Origin of the sequence: Vibrio sp. L85 (assembly GCF_963871815.1) — a bacterium.
Classification (GTDB): Bacteria; Pseudomonadota; Gammaproteobacteria; order Enterobacterales; family Vibrionaceae; genus Vibrio; species Vibrio harveyi.
The window spans coordinates 186,275-205,636 of record NZ_CAWMYL010000246.1 but is presented as its reverse complement, the minus strand read 5'-3'; the positions used below and the strand labels follow the sequence as shown (position 1 = coordinate 205,636).

15 protein-coding genes and 1 pseudogene are annotated in these 19,362 nt (G+C 39.2%); 11 read left to right on the top strand and 5 right to left on the bottom strand.

The window, feature by feature from the left end; all coding sequences use genetic code 11:
• Positions 1–368: 368 nt before the first annotated feature.
• On the top strand, positions 369–1,088 hold the full coding sequence (locus AACR11_RS27805; RefSeq protein ID WP_009697041.1) for a beta-ketoacyl-ACP reductase: 720 nt from the start codon (positions 369–371) through the stop codon (positions 1,086–1,088).
• Positions 1,089–1,428: 340 nt separating this feature from the next.
• Here AACR11_RS27805 and AACR11_RS27800 read toward each other — a convergent pair whose 3' ends face one another.
• Together AACR11_RS27800 and AACR11_RS27795 are read right to left on the bottom strand one after the other, a co-directional pair.
• Positions 1,429–2,103, bottom strand: coding sequence for a carboxypeptidase-like regulatory domain-containing protein (locus AACR11_RS27800; RefSeq protein ID WP_339367396.1), 675 nt, complete (start codon positions 2,101–2,103; stop codon positions 1,429–1,431).
• Between the two features lie 422 nt (positions 2,104–2,525).
• Complete coding sequence (locus AACR11_RS27795) at positions 2,526–3,143, bottom strand: carboxypeptidase-like regulatory domain-containing protein (protein ID WP_223295787.1); 618 nt, start codon at positions 3,141–3,143, stop codon at positions 2,526–2,528.
• 888 nt (positions 3,144–4,031) lie between these two features.
• Here AACR11_RS27795 and AACR11_RS27790 point away from each other — a divergent pair.
• The 6 genes and pseudogenes from AACR11_RS27790 to AACR11_RS27765 all read left to right on the top strand — a co-directional run bounded on the left by AACR11_RS27790 (position 4,032) and on the right by AACR11_RS27765 (position 11,297).
• Complete coding sequence (locus tag AACR11_RS27790; RefSeq protein WP_029788190.1) at positions 4,032–4,340, top strand: hypothetical protein; 309 nt, start codon at positions 4,032–4,034, stop codon at positions 4,338–4,340.
• 42 nt (positions 4,341–4,382) lie between these two features.
• Positions 4,383–5,072, top strand: coding sequence for a signal peptidase I (gene lepB / locus AACR11_RS27785; protein ID WP_079325314.1), 690 nt, complete (start codon positions 4,383–4,385; stop codon positions 5,070–5,072).
• A gap of 105 nt (positions 5,073–5,177) precedes the next feature.
• Positions 5,178–6,356, top strand: a complete 1,179-nt coding sequence (locus AACR11_RS27780; RefSeq protein ID WP_050582019.1) for an HlyD family secretion protein — start codon at positions 5,178–5,180, stop codon at positions 6,354–6,356.
• Positions 6,356–8,485, top strand: a complete 2,130-nt coding sequence (locus AACR11_RS27775) for a peptidase domain-containing ABC transporter (RefSeq protein WP_079325312.1) — start codon at positions 6,356–6,358, stop codon at positions 8,483–8,485. Before AACR11_RS27780 ends, AACR11_RS27775 begins: the two co-directional genes overlap by 1 nt.
• 750 nt (positions 8,486–9,235) lie before the next feature.
• On the top strand, positions 9,236–9,826 hold the full coding sequence (locus tag AACR11_RS27770; RefSeq protein ID WP_029788185.1) for a hypothetical protein: 591 nt from the start codon (positions 9,236–9,238) through the stop codon (positions 9,824–9,826).
• Positions 9,777–11,297: pseudogene (locus tag AACR11_RS27765) on the top strand (hypothetical protein). Before AACR11_RS27770 ends, AACR11_RS27765 begins: the two are co-directional and overlap by 50 nt.
• 148 nt (positions 11,298–11,445) lie before the next feature.
• On the opposite strand, the gene AACR11_RS27760 reads toward AACR11_RS27765, so the two are convergent.
• Complete coding sequence (locus tag AACR11_RS27760) at positions 11,446–11,979, bottom strand: dihydrofolate reductase family protein (protein WP_029788184.1); 534 nt, start codon at positions 11,977–11,979, stop codon at positions 11,446–11,448.
• A gap of 99 nt (positions 11,980–12,078) precedes the next feature.
• Between AACR11_RS27760 and AACR11_RS27755 the strand changes: the two genes are divergently transcribed.
• Positions 12,079–12,654 (top strand): TetR/AcrR family transcriptional regulator, encoded by a 576-nt coding sequence (locus tag AACR11_RS27755; RefSeq protein WP_029788182.1) that lies wholly within the window; start codon positions 12,079–12,081, stop codon positions 12,652–12,654.
• Positions 12,655–12,859: 205 nt separating this feature from the next.
• A complete protein-coding gene (yghU, locus tag AACR11_RS27750) occupies positions 12,860–13,720 on the top strand; it encodes a glutathione-dependent disulfide-bond oxidoreductase (RefSeq protein WP_009697048.1) in 861 nt (286 codons plus the stop codon).
• A gap of 55 nt (positions 13,721–13,775) precedes the next feature.
• On the opposite strand, the gene AACR11_RS27745 is transcribed toward yghU, so the two are convergent.
• On the bottom strand, positions 13,776–14,675 hold the full coding sequence (locus AACR11_RS27745) for a LysR family transcriptional regulator (protein WP_079325310.1): 900 nt from the start codon (positions 14,673–14,675) through the stop codon (positions 13,776–13,778).
• A gap of 131 nt (positions 14,676–14,806) precedes the next feature.
• Here AACR11_RS27745 and AACR11_RS27740 point away from each other — a divergent pair, with 131 nt between their 5' ends.
• Positions 14,807–15,769, top strand: coding sequence for an NAD(P)H-dependent oxidoreductase (locus AACR11_RS27740; protein ID WP_029788180.1), 963 nt, complete (start codon positions 14,807–14,809; stop codon positions 15,767–15,769).
• Positions 15,770–15,897: 128 nt separating this feature from the next.
• Here AACR11_RS27740 and AACR11_RS27735 read toward each other — a convergent pair whose 3' ends face one another.
• Positions 15,898–17,505 (bottom strand): BCCT family transporter, encoded by a 1,608-nt coding sequence (locus tag AACR11_RS27735; protein WP_029788179.1) that lies wholly within the window; start codon positions 17,503–17,505, stop codon positions 15,898–15,900.
• A gap of 457 nt (positions 17,506–17,962) precedes the next feature.
• Between AACR11_RS27735 and AACR11_RS27730 the strand changes: the two genes are divergently transcribed.
• Positions 17,963–19,132, top strand: coding sequence for a D-alanyl-D-alanine carboxypeptidase family protein (locus AACR11_RS27730; protein ID WP_017818550.1), 1,170 nt, complete (start codon positions 17,963–17,965; stop codon positions 19,130–19,132).
• Positions 19,133–19,362 lie beyond the last annotated feature (230 nt).

The following is a 19,362-nucleotide window of genomic DNA, read 5'->3' as shown; positions in this document are numbered from 1 at the left end:
AAAGCACGCTGTATCTTTAAAATCGTAATCCAGATTTTTGATAACAAGAATGTAATACCCACAGGTTTATTGTGACTTTGCTGCATAATCTAAGAATTAAATGGGTGAGCTTTAAGTGAAAGGCTGCTTATTCAACAAAAAGCGCATTTGTTGCGCAGCAACATCGATAGAACAGTGACGGAAACGCATTATTTGGCAAACCATCATCAAGATGTCTTGATTAGTTCACATCCGACTCCCAGACTGTTTCTATAGTTTATGAAAGACCCTGCGTACGAGAAGCGCAGCTGTAACGCGACTAAGCATAAAAACAACAAACGCTAGGGATAACAGCGAATTTGTAATCTCAACATTTAAGGAAGACCAAGATGAAACCGGAAAAAGTAGCAGTAGTCACTGGTGCGGCTCGTGGTATTGGCCAAGCTATTTGTGAGCAATTACTCGAGGATGGATTCCACGTAGTCGGGCTGGATATATCGCCTGTGGAATGGAGCCAGTCAGCGCAGTTAAGCAGTTATCAAGTCAATTTGTGCGATGCCGCAACCGTTAGCGAAGTGGTAGATAGTATCGTAAAACAGCATGGCAGAATTGATGCGCTGGTTAATAACGCCGGCATTACTCGTGATGCATTGCTGCCAGACATGCTAGAGCAAGATTGGGACAGCGTTATCGACGTGAACTTAAAAGCCGTATTCTTACTAACTCAACGTGTTGCCCCTGTCATGCTAGAGCAGGGGGAGGGCAGTATTGTAAGCATTTCTTCTATCGTGGGAACGGATGGCAATATCGGTCAGAGCAACTACGGCGCAAGTAAAGGTGGTGTGATTTCAATGAGCAAAGGCTGGGCGAAAGAGCTATCAAGAAAGGGGGCACAGATCCGCGTCAATTGTGTCGCGCCAGGTTTTATCGCCACCGACATGACCAAAAACCTACCAGAAAAAGTCATTGAAATGATGGAAGGCAAAACCCCATTAGGTCGAATGGGGTCAGTACAAGACATCGCTAATGGTGTGTCCTTCCTCACCTCCGACAAGAGCGCTTACATTACAGGACAAGTGCTCAAGATTGACGGTGGTTTAGTGCTTTAACCAACGAACTAAACCTCAAATAACAAACGCCCTTCATCTGAGTGAAGGGCGTTTTTGTTGGATAGAGTCAAGTTAGTTATTGGACCCCGTTTTCCATAAAAACAGGTTGAAGCTGTTAATCATAAAAACGCTTAACAGCCTCATTGGCGCCTCCATATAAACGATTGAGCATTTTATTGAAGTTATAGCCAAGACTTTTCTAACTTCCCTATTTTGAGTTTAGAAATGTTTTTGTATGTGAAGTAAGAGCGCAATTCTTCGTTTCTTATTCAATAATAGAATGGAAAAAATTAGTTGGATCAGAGGTTAACCTTGGAGGAAGTATTACCACTTTTATTCCCTAAATTAATCCATTAATATTTCCGTACTTATCCAAATTTTTAAGCTCACCAAACTCTTCAATGTCTGCGGCTTTTCTTTTTTCAATCTCAGCTCGCTTAGGCCATCTGCAAATACTACTTATAGGGTATTCAATTACGCCATTGGGGTAATTTGAGTTATACACATAAATCACTTCTTCACGATTCGATAGATCGCAATTTAGAGCAGATAACATCTCTACAAAGTAAGCATTATGTGTAACCCCTCGAGAGTTTGCACTCCAAAGGTAGACTTCATCATCTTCAGCATTACTTGGATCATCACTATCAATACGAATACCTTGCCAAATAACATTGGTAGTAAAGGGATTGTCGGCATGGCGTGATTGCATGGTTAACTCTGGAAAACTAAAGCGTCCCTCATTGTCAGTTGTCGTGTAATCATGTATTTCATCATCGGTAACATCGATAAATTCATAGCTTCTTTTTAATTTAACACCAGGTAAGGGGGAACCATTGTTGGTAAGTTTTCCAGTCACTGGAGGGAACAGCTGAACCGTTTTCTTTCTAAACATTTTGTTCTCCAAGCCAAAAGCTGAAAGTGTAAAAACTAACAGAAAACTGAGGTGTGTTAACGATAGTAAACCTCTAAGCATTGCCAAACTATTGATATGCATATGGTTTGTCTCTGGCATGCTATATGCCGAAAACAGAACTGGCAATATTGTCTAAGGCAAGATAGTGATCAATTTGGATTTGTTGTCAAAAATGATACGTCAGTTCATTGGAGCGGCTTGCTATTATATTTACCGTTAACAGGAACCTTCATTTTTTTAATCGTTTATTAGACTGAAACCTCCTTAGGTGCGTTATGCGACAGTCTCTGGACAGAAGTTATTTGTTGTTAATGTCCTCAAATGATTATGTCCAACAATGAGTTTAGAAATGTTTTTGTATGTGAAGTAAGAGCGCAATTCTTCGTTTTTTATTCAATAATAGAATGGAAAAAATTAGTTGGCTCAGAGGTTAATCTTGGAGGAAGTATTGTCATTTTTATCCCCTAAATTAATCCATTAATATTTCCGTACTTATCCAAATTTTTAAGCTCATCAAACTCTTAAATGTCTGCGGCTTTTCTTTTTTCAATTTCAGATCGTTTAGGCCATCTACAAATGCTGACTATAGGGTATACAATTACGCCACTGGAGTATTTTGAGTTATACACATAAATCACTTCTTCACGATTCGATAGATCGCAATTTAGAGCAGATAACATCTCTACAAAGTAAGCATTATGTGTAACCCCTCGAGAGTTCGCATCCCATAGGTAGACTTCATCATCTTCAGCATTGCTTGGATCATCACTTTCAATACGAATACCTTGCCAGATAACATTGGTAGCAAAGGGATTGTCGGCATGGCGTGATTGCATGGTTAACTCAGGAAAACTAAAGCGTCCCTCACTGTCAGTTGTCGTGTAGTCATGTATTTCACCATCGGTAACATCGATAAATTCATAGCTTCTTTTTACTTTAACACCATGTAAGGGAGAGCCATTGTTGGTAAGTTTTCCAGTCACTGGAGGGAACAGCTGAACCGTTTTCTTTCTAAACATTTTGTTCTCCAAGCCAAAAGCTGAAAGTGTAAAAACTAACAGAAAACTGAGGTGTGTTAACGATAGTAAACCTCTAAGCATATCCAAATCATTGATATGCATATAGTTTGTCTCTGGCATGCTATATGCCGAAAACAGAACTGACAATATTGTCTAAGGCAAGATAGTGCTCAATTTGGACTTGTTGTCAAAAATGAGACGTCAGTTCATTGGAGCGAGAGCTTCCTTTAGTATTTTGATTTTTATAATACCCCTTTACTGTTACTGAAATGATTAGTTTATTGGAGTAATTATTTTTTGACCAATCTAATATAATTTCACTTTTAACTACTTACAAAAGTTGTAAGAGATAATAACTAATAAGTTTATGGTGTGTTATTTTTAAAGTTAAAACTGATTCTCCATGGATAAGCGTAATATTATTAAAAATTATAAGGTTTATAGCTATTGAAACAAGAAAGCTAGGTTTTGAATAAAATAAAAATAAGAATTTTTAGACAAAAATTATTTTCAATTTTGAAAAATAGTTAGGGTTTGTAGCTAAATAAAATCATTATCCGAATCTTGTTTTAACTTTAAATGTCATTTTTGGATTTATAAAATACGGTTTTTGCAAACCTCACAAATCTGCAACAACCATTTTTATTTTTAAAACTCTTGGAGTTAGTTTATTTGAGCTCTATGAGTATTGCATAAGTGTTTAAAAAACCTCGATAGAATGTCTATCTCTAGTCTGTGGAAAAGGATATTAGCTATGGGCTAATCAATTAATCCCAATATCCCGCTAAATCTATCACCCATAGATTTGATACCCGAAGATATCTAAAACCCTATTATTTAAAGAATATGCTGTGCTCTATTTGGGTAATAATCTCAAAAAGTCAACCTAAATGTGTGATCTATAGCTCATATCTATAGTTTTAATTTGTAACATATCTTGTGGTTGTATTGATTGTCATTTAGTTTTGTTATGCCAACTGAGGCATACTTTTCAAAAAAGGCAAAAAAATGAAAGAGTTATCTATTAAAGAAATTTCGCTAGTAGTAGGAGCCGGACGCGGTGAAAGTTCACATAGAGATAGACAAATGGATGGAGCACCGACCGGAGATAAAGTTAGAGCTGGGCTTTCACTAGGAGGCTTTTTTGCAACCCGTACTCCTTGGGGTTTAGCGGGCTATGCTACAAGTTTAAATGTAGGGGAAGATGAGTTTTTAGATAACATGAGAAGAAATGATGATAGCCGTCATCGTCATGGACACAATGATAGAGATGGTAACTACCGTCGTGAAGGTGGTGGTAGAGCGATAGAACATTAAAAATTAAAACCAGTAAGTTAAAGCTTACTGGTTCTATTCATTATGAAAATTATTTTAATTATATTTAATGCTATATCATTAGGTCTGTATGATTTAATTTCTAGAAAGAAAGTATATTATATTTGGTTGTTGATCATTTCAGCTTTTCTAGTATTAAAACTAATGTCGTATTTAAATGACTCTTTAGTGTATATAGTAAGTAATATTGTATTGTTAGTATTTTTTGTTTGTTGTTTTATTTCTCCCATAGTATGTAAGGATAAATTTAATTCAAGAATATGTCGGAAATTCCTAATAATGCTGCATCTTTTTTTAGTTTTTAATATTTTGTTCTTGGAGGAAAATGTAGTGTTAGCTACTAATATAGGAAGTAGCATGCAACCGACTCTTAAAGATGGTCAGATTCTTATATTAAAGAAATATAATGGAGATACCAAATTAAATAGAGGGGATATTGTATTATTTAGAATGGGGTCGAAGCTATATACTAAAAGGATATTTGCAATACCAAATGATGAGATAAACGTTGATTACAAGAAAATATGTAATGGTAACAATTGTTTGGTCGATGAAAATTCTAATCTGATAAATAGTATCAATTTTATTGTTCCAGACTTTTCGTATTTTGTTCTTGGTGATAACTTGAAAAATTCAAGAGACTCAAGATACTTTAAAGAAACTTTTGTAAATGTAAAAGATATTGAATATGTCTATCTTGGTAGTTTGTATTAAATTTCAATAATTTTTTCATTAAAATATATTTTATTATATAGGTTAAATTTGTTTAGAGAAGAAGTTTTTGAGTCGAAAAAAAAACGGCTGTATGGCAATGTGATAATGACACAACCATTTTCTTTCTATTTTAAGGTTGCTTTTGTATTCATGTCTTTTTTTTTGATTTTTATTTATTTAAATCAATACTCCTATACAAGAAAAGAATCTGTAAAGGGATATTTAACTCCTAAAAAAGGACTAGTTAAAGTCTATCTAAATAGAGAGGGGATAATTGAAGAATTAATGGTTTCGGAAGGTAAGGAAGTGAAAATTGGAGATGGTCTTGCAAAAATAAAAAATAGTCAAAGCCTTTCTAGTGGAGAAGAGCTCTCAGAATCTATCAGTAATGAATTGAAAAAACAAAAAATCGTTCTTACAAATGAAATTAGTATTCTTAAAGAAATTAAATACAAAGATAATTTAAAATTAGAAAATCAGTTAATAAAATTATACAAGAGTTACTCTTCTGCTAAAAAACTAAGAGAAACTAGCTTAAAAAAACTTAAAATTAAGAAAGATAATTATCTGATTAATAGAGATTTGAAAGACAAAGGTTTTTTATCTAGGAATGAATTTTTAGTTTCACTAGAGGAGTATTTAAATGCTCAAGAAAATGTCGACCGCTTAGATCAAAACCTCGTTTCAATAGAGCTTGAAATATCGATTAAAGAAAGTGAGAAAAATTCTTTGCCAGAAAATTTACAGTTAAAGTTAACTACTATTGAACGTCAAATATCAAGTATCAATACTCAATTGTATGAACTAAACAATCAATATGAATTTATTAAGAAAGCACCAGAGTCAGGTATTGTTACCGCGATACAAAGTTATGTTGGTTCAAATATTAACTTAAAAACACCTCTTTTAAGCATTATTCCCAAAGATTCGCCTCTAGAATTAGAAATGTTGTTACCAACGAGGTCTTCTGGATTTGTACAAGTAGGAGATCATGTGAATATAAGATTTGATGCATTTCCTTATCAAAAATTTGGCATGGTGAAAGGGACAATAATCAGTGTTGATAAAGCGTTATTATTGCCATCTGATAAGGCTTTACCCTTTGCTGTGAATGAGGCGATGTATCAAGTCAGAGCTGAACTAGATAATCAAACGGTCTTAGCATATGGTAAGTCATACCCACTAAAAGTCGGGATGATTGCAGACGCGGATATAATTTTAGAAAAACGTAGCTTATTAGATTGGTTGTTAGAGCCTTTATATTCAGTAAAAGGAAGATTTTAATGGCTAATTCGAATGTAGGATACTCTTCTAGCTCTAATTTTAACGCTAAGACGTTGTTAAATTTCAATGGAGTAAAAAAAGTACCTTTGGTTTTACAATCAGAGAATACAGAATGTGGTTTAGCATGTATTGCTATGATTTCTTCTTTTTATGGACATAAAATAAATCTATTACCATTACGTCATCATACTAACTTGGGTGATCAAGGGGTAGAGCTTCTCCGGTTAATGGATATAGCTAACGATTTAAGTTTGGTACCGAGGGCATTACAATGTAGTTTGGAGGAAGTAACACACCTAGCACTTCCGTGCATTTTACATTGGAATTTGGATCACTACGTAGTTCTTACAAAAATTAAAAAAGGTAGATATTATATAAATGATCCAGCTGGGGGGGAGAGAATTGTTAATAAAAAACAATTCAGTGATGCGTTCACTGGAATTGCTCTAGAGTTAACTCCTAATAGAAATTTTAAAAAGGAAGACTCTAGAGTTTTGATGAAGATAGAACAACTATGGGGACGAATAATAGGAATTAAGCGCTCTCTTATAGCTCTCTTTTCTTTAAGTATACTAATCCAAATCTTAGCATTATTATCACCATATTACATGCAATGGATTATAGATAATGTGCTTTTAAGCCATGATAAACCATTGCTTTTAGTGTTAGCTATCGGATTTTCATTTTTAAAAATAATACAAGTTTTTATTAGTTCTTTCCGTTCATGGTTCATGATAAGACTGAATTGTGAAATTAGTATTCAATTGGCTTCTAATATATTTGATCATCTGATAAGGCTACCTATTTCTTTTTTCGAGAAGCGCCATGTGGGAGATATTGTATCTAGATTCGGATCTTTTAACGCAATTAAAGAAATGATGACAACAGGATTGGTTGAAGCGATTATTGATGGATTAATGGCAGTTATAATACTTTTCATGATGTATATTTATAGTCCGATTCTTTCTAGTGTTGTACTAGTTTTTATTTCTGTATCTCTTATTGTGCAATATGCATTTTTTTATCCTTCAAAAAGACTTGAAGAAGAAAGTATAGTATTTGAAGCTAAGGAGGATACTATGTTTTTGGAATCTGTGCGTAGCATACAAACACTAAAACTTTTTGGTCAGGAAACTAATCGATTAAATGGCTGGCTGAATAAATATGCAGATGTGACAAATATAGGTATTAGAAAAAGTAGACTAAACTTAACCGAAAATATTATAACTACTTTATTGAATGGATTTGAATCCATTTTGATCCTATATCTAGGGGCTCTAATTGTCATTGATGGAGAATTAACAATAGGGATGCTTCTTGCTTTCATCGCATATAAAAGTCAGTTTACGTCAAATATATCAGCACTAGTAGGGAAATGGTTATCCTTTAAAATGTTGAGTTTACATCTAGAACGATTGTCAGATATTACTCTTGAAGATAAAGAAAAATTAAATTTTTCATCAGAAAAAATTAAAACTTCTGGCAGTACAATTAGGGTTGAAGGATTAGGGTTTCGATATTCAGAATCATCAGAATGGATATTTCGTGATGTATCTTTTGAAGTAGAATCCGGGAGTAGTATCGCAATTGTTGGTCCCTCAGGATGTGGCAAGTCGACATTAATGAAGGTAATACTCGGTCTTTTAGAACCGACTGAGGGTAAAATTTTTTTTAATGATATCGATATCAGCCAATTGTCATTAAGTAGCTATAGGCAGCAATTTTCTGCGGTTATGCAAAATGATTCACTTTTATCTGGAACGATAGCAGAAAACATCACTATGTTTGACTTGAATTTTGAACAAAGTAAATTGGAAGAGTGCTGCAAAAAAGCTTGCATTTTTGATGAGATTATTAATCTTCCAATGCGATTTAACTCCTTGGTTGGCGATATGGGAAGCGTTTTTTCCGGCGGACAGTTACAAAGAATATACTTGGCAAGAGCTTTGTATAGGGATCCTAAGGTACTGTGTTTAGATGAATCAAGTAGTCATTTGGATAAAGCTAACGAAAAGAAAGTAAACCAAAGTTTGAGGGAGTTGGACATAACTAAAATAATAATAGCACATAGTGCAGAGACCATTAACATGGCGGACAGAGTTATAAACCTTGATGGTTATTACCACTAGCGTTAGAGATTTTTAACTAATTATCTTAAGTTTATTATTAATTTGCGATAAAATATAATTCTACATCAAAAATTGTCGCTTGATCTTCAATAAAAGTAGTTAGTATGTCTGGGCTATGTATAATTAAATTTTCTTATCTTAAGGATATGACTGAAAATAACTTGTTGACTATTAACTTTAACAATAGAGTAAGTATATAGATACCTCTAAAAGAGGGCGAGTTTCCTCCATAGCGAGTTGTTGTCCAGCAAATCTGTGGGAGATAGTTGTTTTAAAACCCTTTCAAGCTATTCGGTTTGAAAGGGTTTCGCGGAAAGGGAGTTATATTAACCTTATTATCGAACGAAATATACATAACCTAATCTAATACCGCAATGAAGAATAGGGTGGCATTTCGTTTAAAAGTGTAACCAAGTTTCCTAGTCAAGTTATGTGTAACTTTTTTATAATGACATGCTCTTTGTTGTTGATAAACCCTATAATCTCGCAGTGTCTTTTGGTTGTGACCTTGTCCTGCTGACATAGCTTTTGAGAGGGAAGGTATAAACTATCATAAAACATCTTAATGTTTTTTATCCTTTGATATATATGTTTTCGCATTATCGAAGTATATAGATTGTTTTGGTTTCAAGATAAAGGCATAAATATTTAGAGAATTAAGTTGCCAGTTGTTTACTCGGTATAACAAAACGCAATTGGTCTATCCGTAAAGCACAGATGTAATATCCATAAAAAACATGGATTATACATATGAAAAAATTATCGCTACTCGCTCTGCTTGTTCTCTCTGGCTGTAACCAGCAAAACACCACGGCTTCAGAGCCAAATCACAATAGCCAATATCAGAGTTTTAAAAAAACACCGGAGCTTGCTGAAGAACTTAAAGCTCAGCCTACAATTGATGACCAATTTGCTCTGCTATATCGAAAATTTGATTACACACTAGACAGAAGCGACTCCCTGACTGGTCGTGATGAAAACAAGGACGGAATACGCGACGATATTGAGGCATTCATCAATGCGTTAGAAGTGTCAGAGCCAGTGCGTAATGCATTGAAGCAAGATGCACGTCAAACTCAGAAAAACCTATATTACGATTGGAGTGAAAAGACTGAGGCTAATATTGACAAAGCCATGGCGATAGGTGACGAATACGATAAAGTCATCGCATGCAAAGATTTTGTCGGTATCCTAGTAGATGATTTAATCGAAACTTCTAAAACAATCAGAGCATTAACATACAATACAAAAGCCAGAACCATGGCTTATCTTGCTTATAATCATTTGCTAGATGGTTCCGTTAGTACATTGCTTCCCGCTGAGGAGAAGTACTGTGAATAAACTAACAAGTGCCTTTTTACTTTGCACGGTACTCCCAGCACATGTTAGTGCTCACTCCTGTGATATTGAAGGATACACAATAAGTTTTTTTAATGGTGTCGCTACGACATTGAAGGGCGCTAAATTGGGGCAGAAAAAAATAGAATCAACCCTTGGTATCAGGCAATTCAAAGGCGAACCTGTTGAATATCAATTGTTCTATAATGACTCTTACATTGGAAGTAACGGGTTGAATGTTTTAGCTGATTTTGCTGAAACTTTTGACCAAAGAACAGAAGAGTTGGGTCAAAAGCAGTTTGACTGATGGGAAGCGTTTTGGGAAATCGTTAGCGGACGTCAGGACAGTTCCATCATCCAAAAAATTAGCGCGACTTTTTCATGGTTTAAAGGGTTTGTTTCTGATCTTGTCAGCCAAGGTATGAATACGATGATTCGTGAGTTTTTACAACTCTTGAGTGCTTCGATTGATTCACCTGATACTGAAAAAACTCAGATGCAGCATAAACTCATCAATGATTCCAATACATGGAAAGGCAAAAAGCTAATTTATATTGCTCACTCGCAAGGAAACTTATGGGTGAATCAATCTTACGAGTATGTCGTTTCTCAATTAGGATACGACGCAGATAATATTCACGTGGTTCATATTGCGCCGGCCTCGCCAACATTAACCCCCGATAGTGACTATATTTTATCAACGTCTGACCTTGTTATTAATGGCTTGCAACTAACAGGAATCGGCTCTGTCCCTGTACCAAATACCGTTATAGCACCGAGTACGGCAGATATTGCAGGGCACGGTTTAATTGAAATCTATCTAACTCATCCTGACTCGATTAGCAAAATCAAGAAATCCGTGGGACGAGCGTTTGATTCACTGACCAACCCAGACATGGAAGAGCATCTTTTTGAAGTGACCTATCAATACACGCCTTCTTTTGTCGAAAGTCACGCTGCACCAGAGATTAAATTTGTCGATAATCCAAGTGGGGATTGGTTTGAAAAGGCTATGTATCCACATTACGATGACTCGTACTTTGAATATGATTCTGCCAACTACAACTATAAACTCAAACCGGTTGCAGGCTTGAAATACTTATCTCACCAACACGACAAGAAAGACAGAGAAAACCAAACGTTTACCGTTGTTCAATGCTCAGATATCCCAAACGATGACCCATTTATACTGGGTGAAAAATCCCAGGCATTAATATGGTACGGATATGATGAGCAGCCGGAAAATACAAAAGTTACTGTGACAGTCAGAGATAGGTATGGAAGAAAGCTACAAAGTGGAGAGCAATCAGTGAGTAAGTTGCGTCGTAAAGGGTGGAGTTATCAAGGTATTTTCCTTGATTTGGAGGCGAAAAAACCTTACTCGCAGAAAGAAAAGAATTTCATAGAGAAACAAAACCTAGAGAGTAAGTACGAGCTTTATTCTTACGCAACTCTACTGCCGACTACATCATGAATAGACATTAGGCTCAATGCACGGGATGACTTTGTGGCGTTGACTTCGTCCAAAAACGAGCTCCGCCAAGCTAGAACAATACAAATAAAAAACGCCTCTCCTATCTTTAGGAAGGGCGTTTTTCTTTTGTTTAAATTACCTAGGTAGATTACTTTTCACGCACGTAGGTCGTTTGAACCAAGGTGTCTAGCACCACTTCGCTCTTGGTCACTTTAAAATGGAGAGGCTGTTGCAAATCACCAAATAAAGGTGCGCCGCCGCCAAGTAGAATAGGGAAGCGCGTGATCACCATTTCATCGATAAGATCTTCTTTTAAAAAGCTCTGAATCGTCACACCGCCGTCGATGTATAGTTCGTTAAAGCCTTTTGCATTCAGGTCAGTAAGCACATCTTTTAGCTCGCCTTTTACTAAAAAGACTTTGTCTTCGTAGCCCTGTGGCACTTCTGTCATGGTGTTGCTGAGTACGAACACAGGTTTGCTGTATGGCCAATCGCAATCAAAGCTCAGAACTACATCTAGGGTGTTGCGTCCCATTACCAAGCCATCAATACGCTCCATCAGTGAGAAGAAGCCAGTATCAATACTGTCGGGATTTGGTACGGATTGTAGCCAGTCGAGTTTGCCTTGTTTATCTGCGATGTAACCGTCCAGACTGGTTGCAATAAATACGATATTTGCCATGAGTACCTCATCAAAGTAGTGATGCTTGAGCCAAGCTAAAGTATGGGTTAAAATTAATTCTACAATGTAGAATAATGCTGAGTTTATCGAGAAGATCAAATGTCTGTCAACGAAAAGAAACGTGGAAGACCGACCGCAAAGCAGTCACAACTGAGTGCAGAAAGCATTTTGGAGTCGGCTAAGTTATTGATGAAAAAGGAAGGAAAGGTACCAAGTATTCGCCTGCTAGCGACCCAATTGAATGTGGATCCTATGGCGATCTATTACTACTTCAAAAACAAAAATGCTTTGCTTGAAGCGTTAACAACATCGTTGGTGGAAGACATTTATCAACCGCAAGCAAATGAAGATTGGCAAAGCGAACTCAAACACCTGTGCGTTAGTTATATTGAGCTGTTGCGTGAGTATAACGGGCTGTTGCAAACCATGTTGAGCATGACATCCCACGGACCGGCTCAAGTGTTTACTGAGCGCTATCAATTGATTGTTCAACCCTTGGGTTTATCCCAGCAAGTAGAGAAAGACAGTTTGGATCTGCTGGCGGATTACTTGCACGGTTTTGCGCTGTCGATTAGCTGTTGCCATGATGCGAGCTTGATTAAGACTGATATGTTGGATGGACCGTTAAGTCTGATCTGCTCATCATGTTGGTATCTCGAACCTAGCTCACATTAACGCGCTGTTTGGGTATATACCCTGAAAGAAATTCCCATAACCAAAGGTTCTAACTAAAAGAGATTACAGGACTTTTATTTGGTTAATTAGACCTAATATCTTGGTTATGCCCGAAGCGAAAGGCGAAGGGATACTTTCAATAATGCTTGCTGGCGTGCTAGAGCCGTCAGTTTGAAGATGCATTCAAACACAATAAGGGATAACAATGGCTAACGAATACATTCCACCAAAAGTTTGGACAAACGATAATGAAAATGGCGGTCAGTGGGCGAGCATTAACCGTCCGGATTCTGGCGCGCGTCATGAGCAAGAGCTTCCAGTTGGTGAGCACCCATTCCAGCTTTACTCAATGGGTACGCCAAATGGTCAGAAAGTGACGATCATGTTTGAGGAGCTTTTGGCGGCAGGCGTAACAGCAGCTGAATACGACGCATACCTGATCAAGATCGGCGATGGTGACCAATTTGGTTCAGGCTTTGTGTCAGTAAACCCGAACTCGAAGATTCCGGCTTTGGTTGACCGTTCAGGTGCTGAACCGGTGAATGTTTTTGAGTCTGGCAACATCTTGTTTTACCTAGCAGAGAAGTTTGGTCACTTCCTACCAACAGAAGGCGCGAAGCGCGCTGAGGTAATGAACTGGTTGTTCTGGTTGCAAGGTTCTGCGCCATACCTAGGCGGGGGTTTTGGTCATTTCTACGCGTATGCACCAGAGAAGTTCGAGTACCCAATTAACCGCTTCACTATGGAAGCTAAGCGTCAGCTAGACGTGCTGGATAAGCGCCTTGCGAACAACGAATTCCTAGGTGGTGACGAGTACAGTATTGCCGATATCGCAACATGGCCATGGTACGGCAACCTCGTTCTGGGTCGTGCTTATGATGCGGCAGAGTTCCTAGATGTGGCGAGCTACAAGAATGTTGTGCGTTGGGCGAAAGCGATTGATGAACGCGAAGCAGTACAACGTGGTCGTATTGTTAACCGTTCATGGGGTGAAGAGTGGGAACAGGTACCTGAGCGTCACAGCGCTGCAGACATTGATTCCGCACTAGCGAAAAAGTCTGCGTAATCGCTTCATCGTACTAAACGAAAAAGGAATGCTTGTGCATTCCTTTTTTTGATCCCTAGTGGTGTGTTTTCTCGATTAAGAAGTCGATAAGCACAAGAACCCGCTTAGCTTTTTGGGTGTTCTTGTGAAAGTAAACATATAAGCCAGAATAGGGCTGCCAATATTCTTCAAGCACAGGCACCAACTCTCCAGTGCGAAAGCCCTCTTGTACGATAGGCGTCACAATACGACCAATGCCTAACCCGTTGATGGCAGCGTCAACCATGAGATCGGTGTCGTTGACGATCAGCGCGCTTGGCATGTCGACGGTGATGGCTTCCCCTTTGTTGTTCAACTTCAGCGGTGCGATTTGATTAGAAGAGATAAAGCGGTATTGAATCAACTTATGCTTTTTTAAGTCTTCTGGCGTATTGGGTAAGCCGAACTGCGCGACATAGCTTGGTGATGCAAATAACGCTTCTTTCACTGGGTGAGTGAGCTGACGTGCAATCATTCCTTCTTCCACTTTATCGCCAAAGCGGATACCCATATCGAACCCTTCACGAATGATATCGACAGTTTTATCGGAAACAGAAATTTCCAACTGGATATCGGGATAACGTTGGCAAAACTCAATGTAGATAGGTTTGAGCAAAGATTGATAAACAAAGCGTGGCACCGTGATACGAACTTTGCCCGATGGCACTCGGCTCAAATCACTTACACTCTCGACTGCGAGGTTAAGATCAGACATGGTAGTCAGTGTTCGATCGTATAAGCGTTGCCCTGCTTCTGTCAGCTCAATGCGACGAGTGGTGCGGGTAAATAATGGCAAGCCGAGTTGTTCTTCCAGCATTTTTAGTGCCTGACTCACCGATGGTGGTGCGATTTCTAACTTACGCGCTGCGGCGGTGATGCTGCCTTCTTGTGCAATAGTATGGAACATCATTAATTGATTGTAGGTGGTGCCGTTCATGTTTCATCCTAGTGTTGCGTTTATTGTTAGTTTCTACCTAATAATAATTTAAGTAAAGAGCATCTAAAACTAAAGGTTACTTCAGCGTATTCTCTCTTCATCGGTTAACGCTTCGAAACAGAGGAATCACGATGAGCAAAGTACTGGTAATTTCAGGTCACCCAAACCTAGATGAGTCATACACCAACACAGTTATCCTAGACGAGCTAAAAGCAGGGCTTAGTGATATTGAAGTTCGTCGTTTAGACACTCTGTATCCGAACTACCAAATTGATGTTGAGGCAGAGCAAACTGCGCTTATGAGTGCTGATGTGGTTGTGTTGCAATTCCCATTTTACTGGTACTCAGCACCGGCGTTGTTGAAAAAGTGGGTAGATGATGTATTCAGTTTTAACTTCGCTTACGGTCCTGAAGGCGACAAGCTAAAAGGCAAAGACTTCATTCTGTCATTTACGATTGGTGGACCTGCAGAGTCTTACGATCCACTTGGTTACAACCACTTTACTATCGAGCAGTTTGTTTACCCATTCCAACAAACGGCTTATTTGGCGGGTATGAACTATCGTAAGCCAGTTTATACCCATCATATGGTGTACATTCCAAATGTGTATAACAAGTTAGAAGAAGTGCAAGCACGTGCAAAAGATCATGCGAGCCGCTTAGCTGCACAGATTGAAGAAATCACCGCTTCACCAGAGAGCCGTATGCAGACATTTGTTGCTGAGTGGTTCGCCAAATTTGATGTTTTAGAAGAAGGGACGGAGTTCTTCACAGACAAGCTAGCGCAAGACGTGAAATGGTCGATGCCAGAAGGTGAATTTTTAGGTCATGATGGCTTTCGTGATTGGTATGCGATTGCCCGTTCGACTTTTAAACCAAACTGTGACCACGACGTTCAGCAGATCGAAGTGAAACCTAATGGTGATCGTTTTCAAGTGGAACTGCGTATTCGATTAACAGCAGACAGTTATGATGATTCGATGATGAAAGGTGAAGCAGTCAACTTAAACGTTAATGAGACATGGCAAGTGTCGATTGATGAGAGTGGACGAGTCATCATTCATGAATACAGCGTTGTTCCAGTGGTGAGTTAACGGCCCTTAGCTAGCAATTCATTGCTTTCGCCCTAAGCCCAGATGCTTAGGGCTTTTTTATTTGTTTAATATCTAAAAAACGAGCGCCATATTGACGCTCGTTTTCTCTAGATTATGTGCAGCTTAAATTAAGCAACAGATTGTTCCCGCGCGGTGTTCTGATAGGCAGGTAATTCCGATCTCAAGCCTTTGATCAAGCTGACACACATCAGCAATAGAACAAAAGTGAAAGGTAAACCTGTTGCCACCACCCCGGATTGAAGCGCTTGCAAGGCCTCTTTACCACCAATCCACAGCATTACCGCAGCGATAGAGCCTTCGATACATGCCCAGAAAATACGTTGTGGTACCGGCGCATCAATTTTACCGCCAGCTGTGATGCTATCGATAACCAGTGAACCAGAGTCTGAAGAAGTGATAAAGAACACTAAAATCAGAACAATAGATAATACCGAGATGACCGAGCTAAACGGCATTGCATCGTAAACGTGGAAAAGGGTTAGTGAGATATCTGTAAGACCATTCGCACCCAGCTCGCCGACTTTGTTGACCACTTGATCAAGCGCGATACCGCCGAATACTGCCATCCAAATCAGTGTTACTGTGGTTGGAATAACGATAACAGCGAATAGGAATTCACGAACCGTACGACCTTTCGAAACTCGAGCGATAAACATACCGACGAATGGTGACCAAGATACCCACCACGCCCAGTAGAAGACCGTCCAACCATGCATCCATTCGGTATCATCTCGACCGTGAGGGTTACTCAGTGCGAAGATGTCTTTTGCGTATGCGACTGTGGTATCCCAGATCGACGTTGTTGCTACATCAAAGCTGATGAATAGCACAAAAGCCAGTAGAGCAAATGCCACCGCCATGTTGATGTTACTCAGTAGCTTAACGCCACCGTCGATGCCTCGAACAACAGAAAGTACGGCAATAAAGGTTACGAGTGCGATAACGATCATTTGCATGCCAATGCCGCCATCCAGACCAAATACATGGTTGATGCCGCTCGTTGCTTGCTGTGCACCCAGACCAAGCGAAGTCGCTAGACCAAACAGGGTTGAAAGTACCGCAAGAATATCAATGACGTGACCTAACCAGCCCCAAGCTCTATCACCAAATAGCGGGTAGAACGCAGAGCGTAATGAAAGTGGTAAGCCTTTGTTGAAGGCGAAGAAAGCCAGCGAAAGTGCCACGATGGCGTAAATTGCCCAACCGTGAATACCCCAGTGGAACATGGTTGCACCCATAGCCAGGGATTTCGCTTCCTCTGTGTAAGGCTCAACATTCAGGGGCGTGCCATACCAGTCAGTGAAATAAGCCGTTGGCTCAGAGACACTCCAAAACAGAAGACCGATACCCATACCTGCGGCAAAGAGCATTGATAACCAAGAAACGGTTGAGTGTTCTGCTTGTGCATCTTTACCACCAATGCGGATTTTACCTAGTGGTGACAGTAAGACTGCGATAGCAAATACGATGAAAAAGTTTGTTGACCACATGAAGAACACATCGAAGTCAGAAATGATGCTGTTCTTTACGCCATTTAAGGCATCACGGGCTGTTGAAGGATCAACGATTAATAGAGAAGCAAGACAGAGAAGAACAAGACCAGCACTAATCCCAAATACTGGATTGTGGATATCAAATCCCCATTTTTGAACGTTATCTTGACCAACCTGATAGTCGGTAGTGTCGATACTATATTTTTTTAGTGCATTATCCATAAATACAACATGTACGCTTTATTAAATGTGCCCTTCTTGAGTAAGAAAAACACTAAAACCGCCCTCCAATTGTTTTGAGTTCAAATTAAAAAATGCGACGCAATCATAATGTTTTGTGTAAAACAATGCAAATTGATGGTTTATTTAAAAGCATTAACTACGTTTTAATGTGATTTTTGGTTAAAAATGCAATGAGGTGTAATGTTTTGATGTGTAAATATTTGCTTTTTGTTGTAGAGGAAGGTTTGTTCAAAAGGGAGGGGCAAAGCACGTGAGTGGTAACAAATTCGCGTGATTCTCGATAGACATGTTTGGCTAACTTATAAGCACAAACTCCAACCGACTTCGCATTCTTTTCGACAAATATCGAGTAAACGTAACCAATCGTAACAGAGCTGCTGTAACTGAACAGCGTTTCCATATACTCGACTTAATTTGTAAGCCACAGAATGCTGCTATGAGAAAAAACACTTTAATCAATGCTACGTTAGCGACCACCTTGACCGCTGTTTCTGCGTTTAGTTTTGCTGCTCCTACCGTTGTTCCTAATGCCCCAGAGTTAAGCTCTCGAGGCTATGTTTTAATGGATTACCACACTGGCACTGTGCTGGTGGAACGTGATGCCGACAAACGCCTAAACCCGGCGAGTTTGACTAAGCTGATGACCGCTTATGTCGCGGGGCAAGAGGTGAAGTCAGGCAACATTAGCCTAGACGATGAAGTGGTGATCAGCCGCAATGCGTGGGCGAAGAACTTCCCTGATTCTTCAAAAATGTTTATCGAAGTTGGTACCTCGGTTTCGCTTTCCGATCTTTACCGCGGTTTGATTGTGCAATCAGGTAACGACGCCAGTGTCGCGATTGCTGAGCACGTCGCCGGAAGTGAAGCTGGCTTTGTTGGTTTGATGAATAGCTGGGCGAACCAGCTTGGTTTATCGAACTCTGCCTTTACCAACCCACATGGTCTAGACAGTGACGGTTTGTACTCGACCCCGCGTGACATCGCAACGCTAGGTCGTGCCATCATCCGTGATCTTCCTGATATCTACCCGCTGTACAGTGAAACGTCGTTTACCTACAACGGCATTACTCAATACAACCGTAATGGTTTGCTGCGTGACCGTAGTATGAGCGTTGACGGTATGAAGACGGGTTACACCAGCGGGGCCGGTTACAGCCTTGCAACGTCTGCTACCAATGGCGACATGCGTTTAGTCGCGGTTGTTATGGGAGCAAAAAGCCCGAGTGTACGTGAATCAGAGAGCAAACAGCTTCTGAGTTACGGTTTCCGTTTCTTCGATACTGTTGTGCCAACGCAAGCGGGTAAAGAAGTCGCAACAGCACGTGTTTGGATGGGTAACCAAGACGAACTTAAAGTTGGCGTTGAACGCGATATTTACCTAACGCTACCGAAAGGTGACGTGAACAAGTTGGAAGCAGAAGTGGAATACAACGGCGACCTAATGGCTCCGATTCAACAAGATCAAATTGTTGGTAAAGTCCTATATAAAGTGGATGGTGATGTAGTGAAAGAAGCGGATCTCGTCGCACTTGAGCCAGTAGAAGAAGGCGGTATCTTTAAGCGCCTAGTGGATTGGTTCAAGCGTTTGGTTGCAAGCTGGTTCTAACCTTCTTTTTTCTCTGATTTTATTTGAAGCCGCATCTTAGTTTTAAGTTGCGGCTTTTTGTTTATTTAAAGCTCAGTTTTTTCTCCCAATGGTTTCCCACAACGCCAATACAAGGATGACAGGAAATCTTGCCATTAGAGCAACATTTATATGACCGTGACATTTATATAAAAATCGATTCTTATGCGCACTTGGGAATGTATCGGATTGATGTTATTGTTCGCTTATAA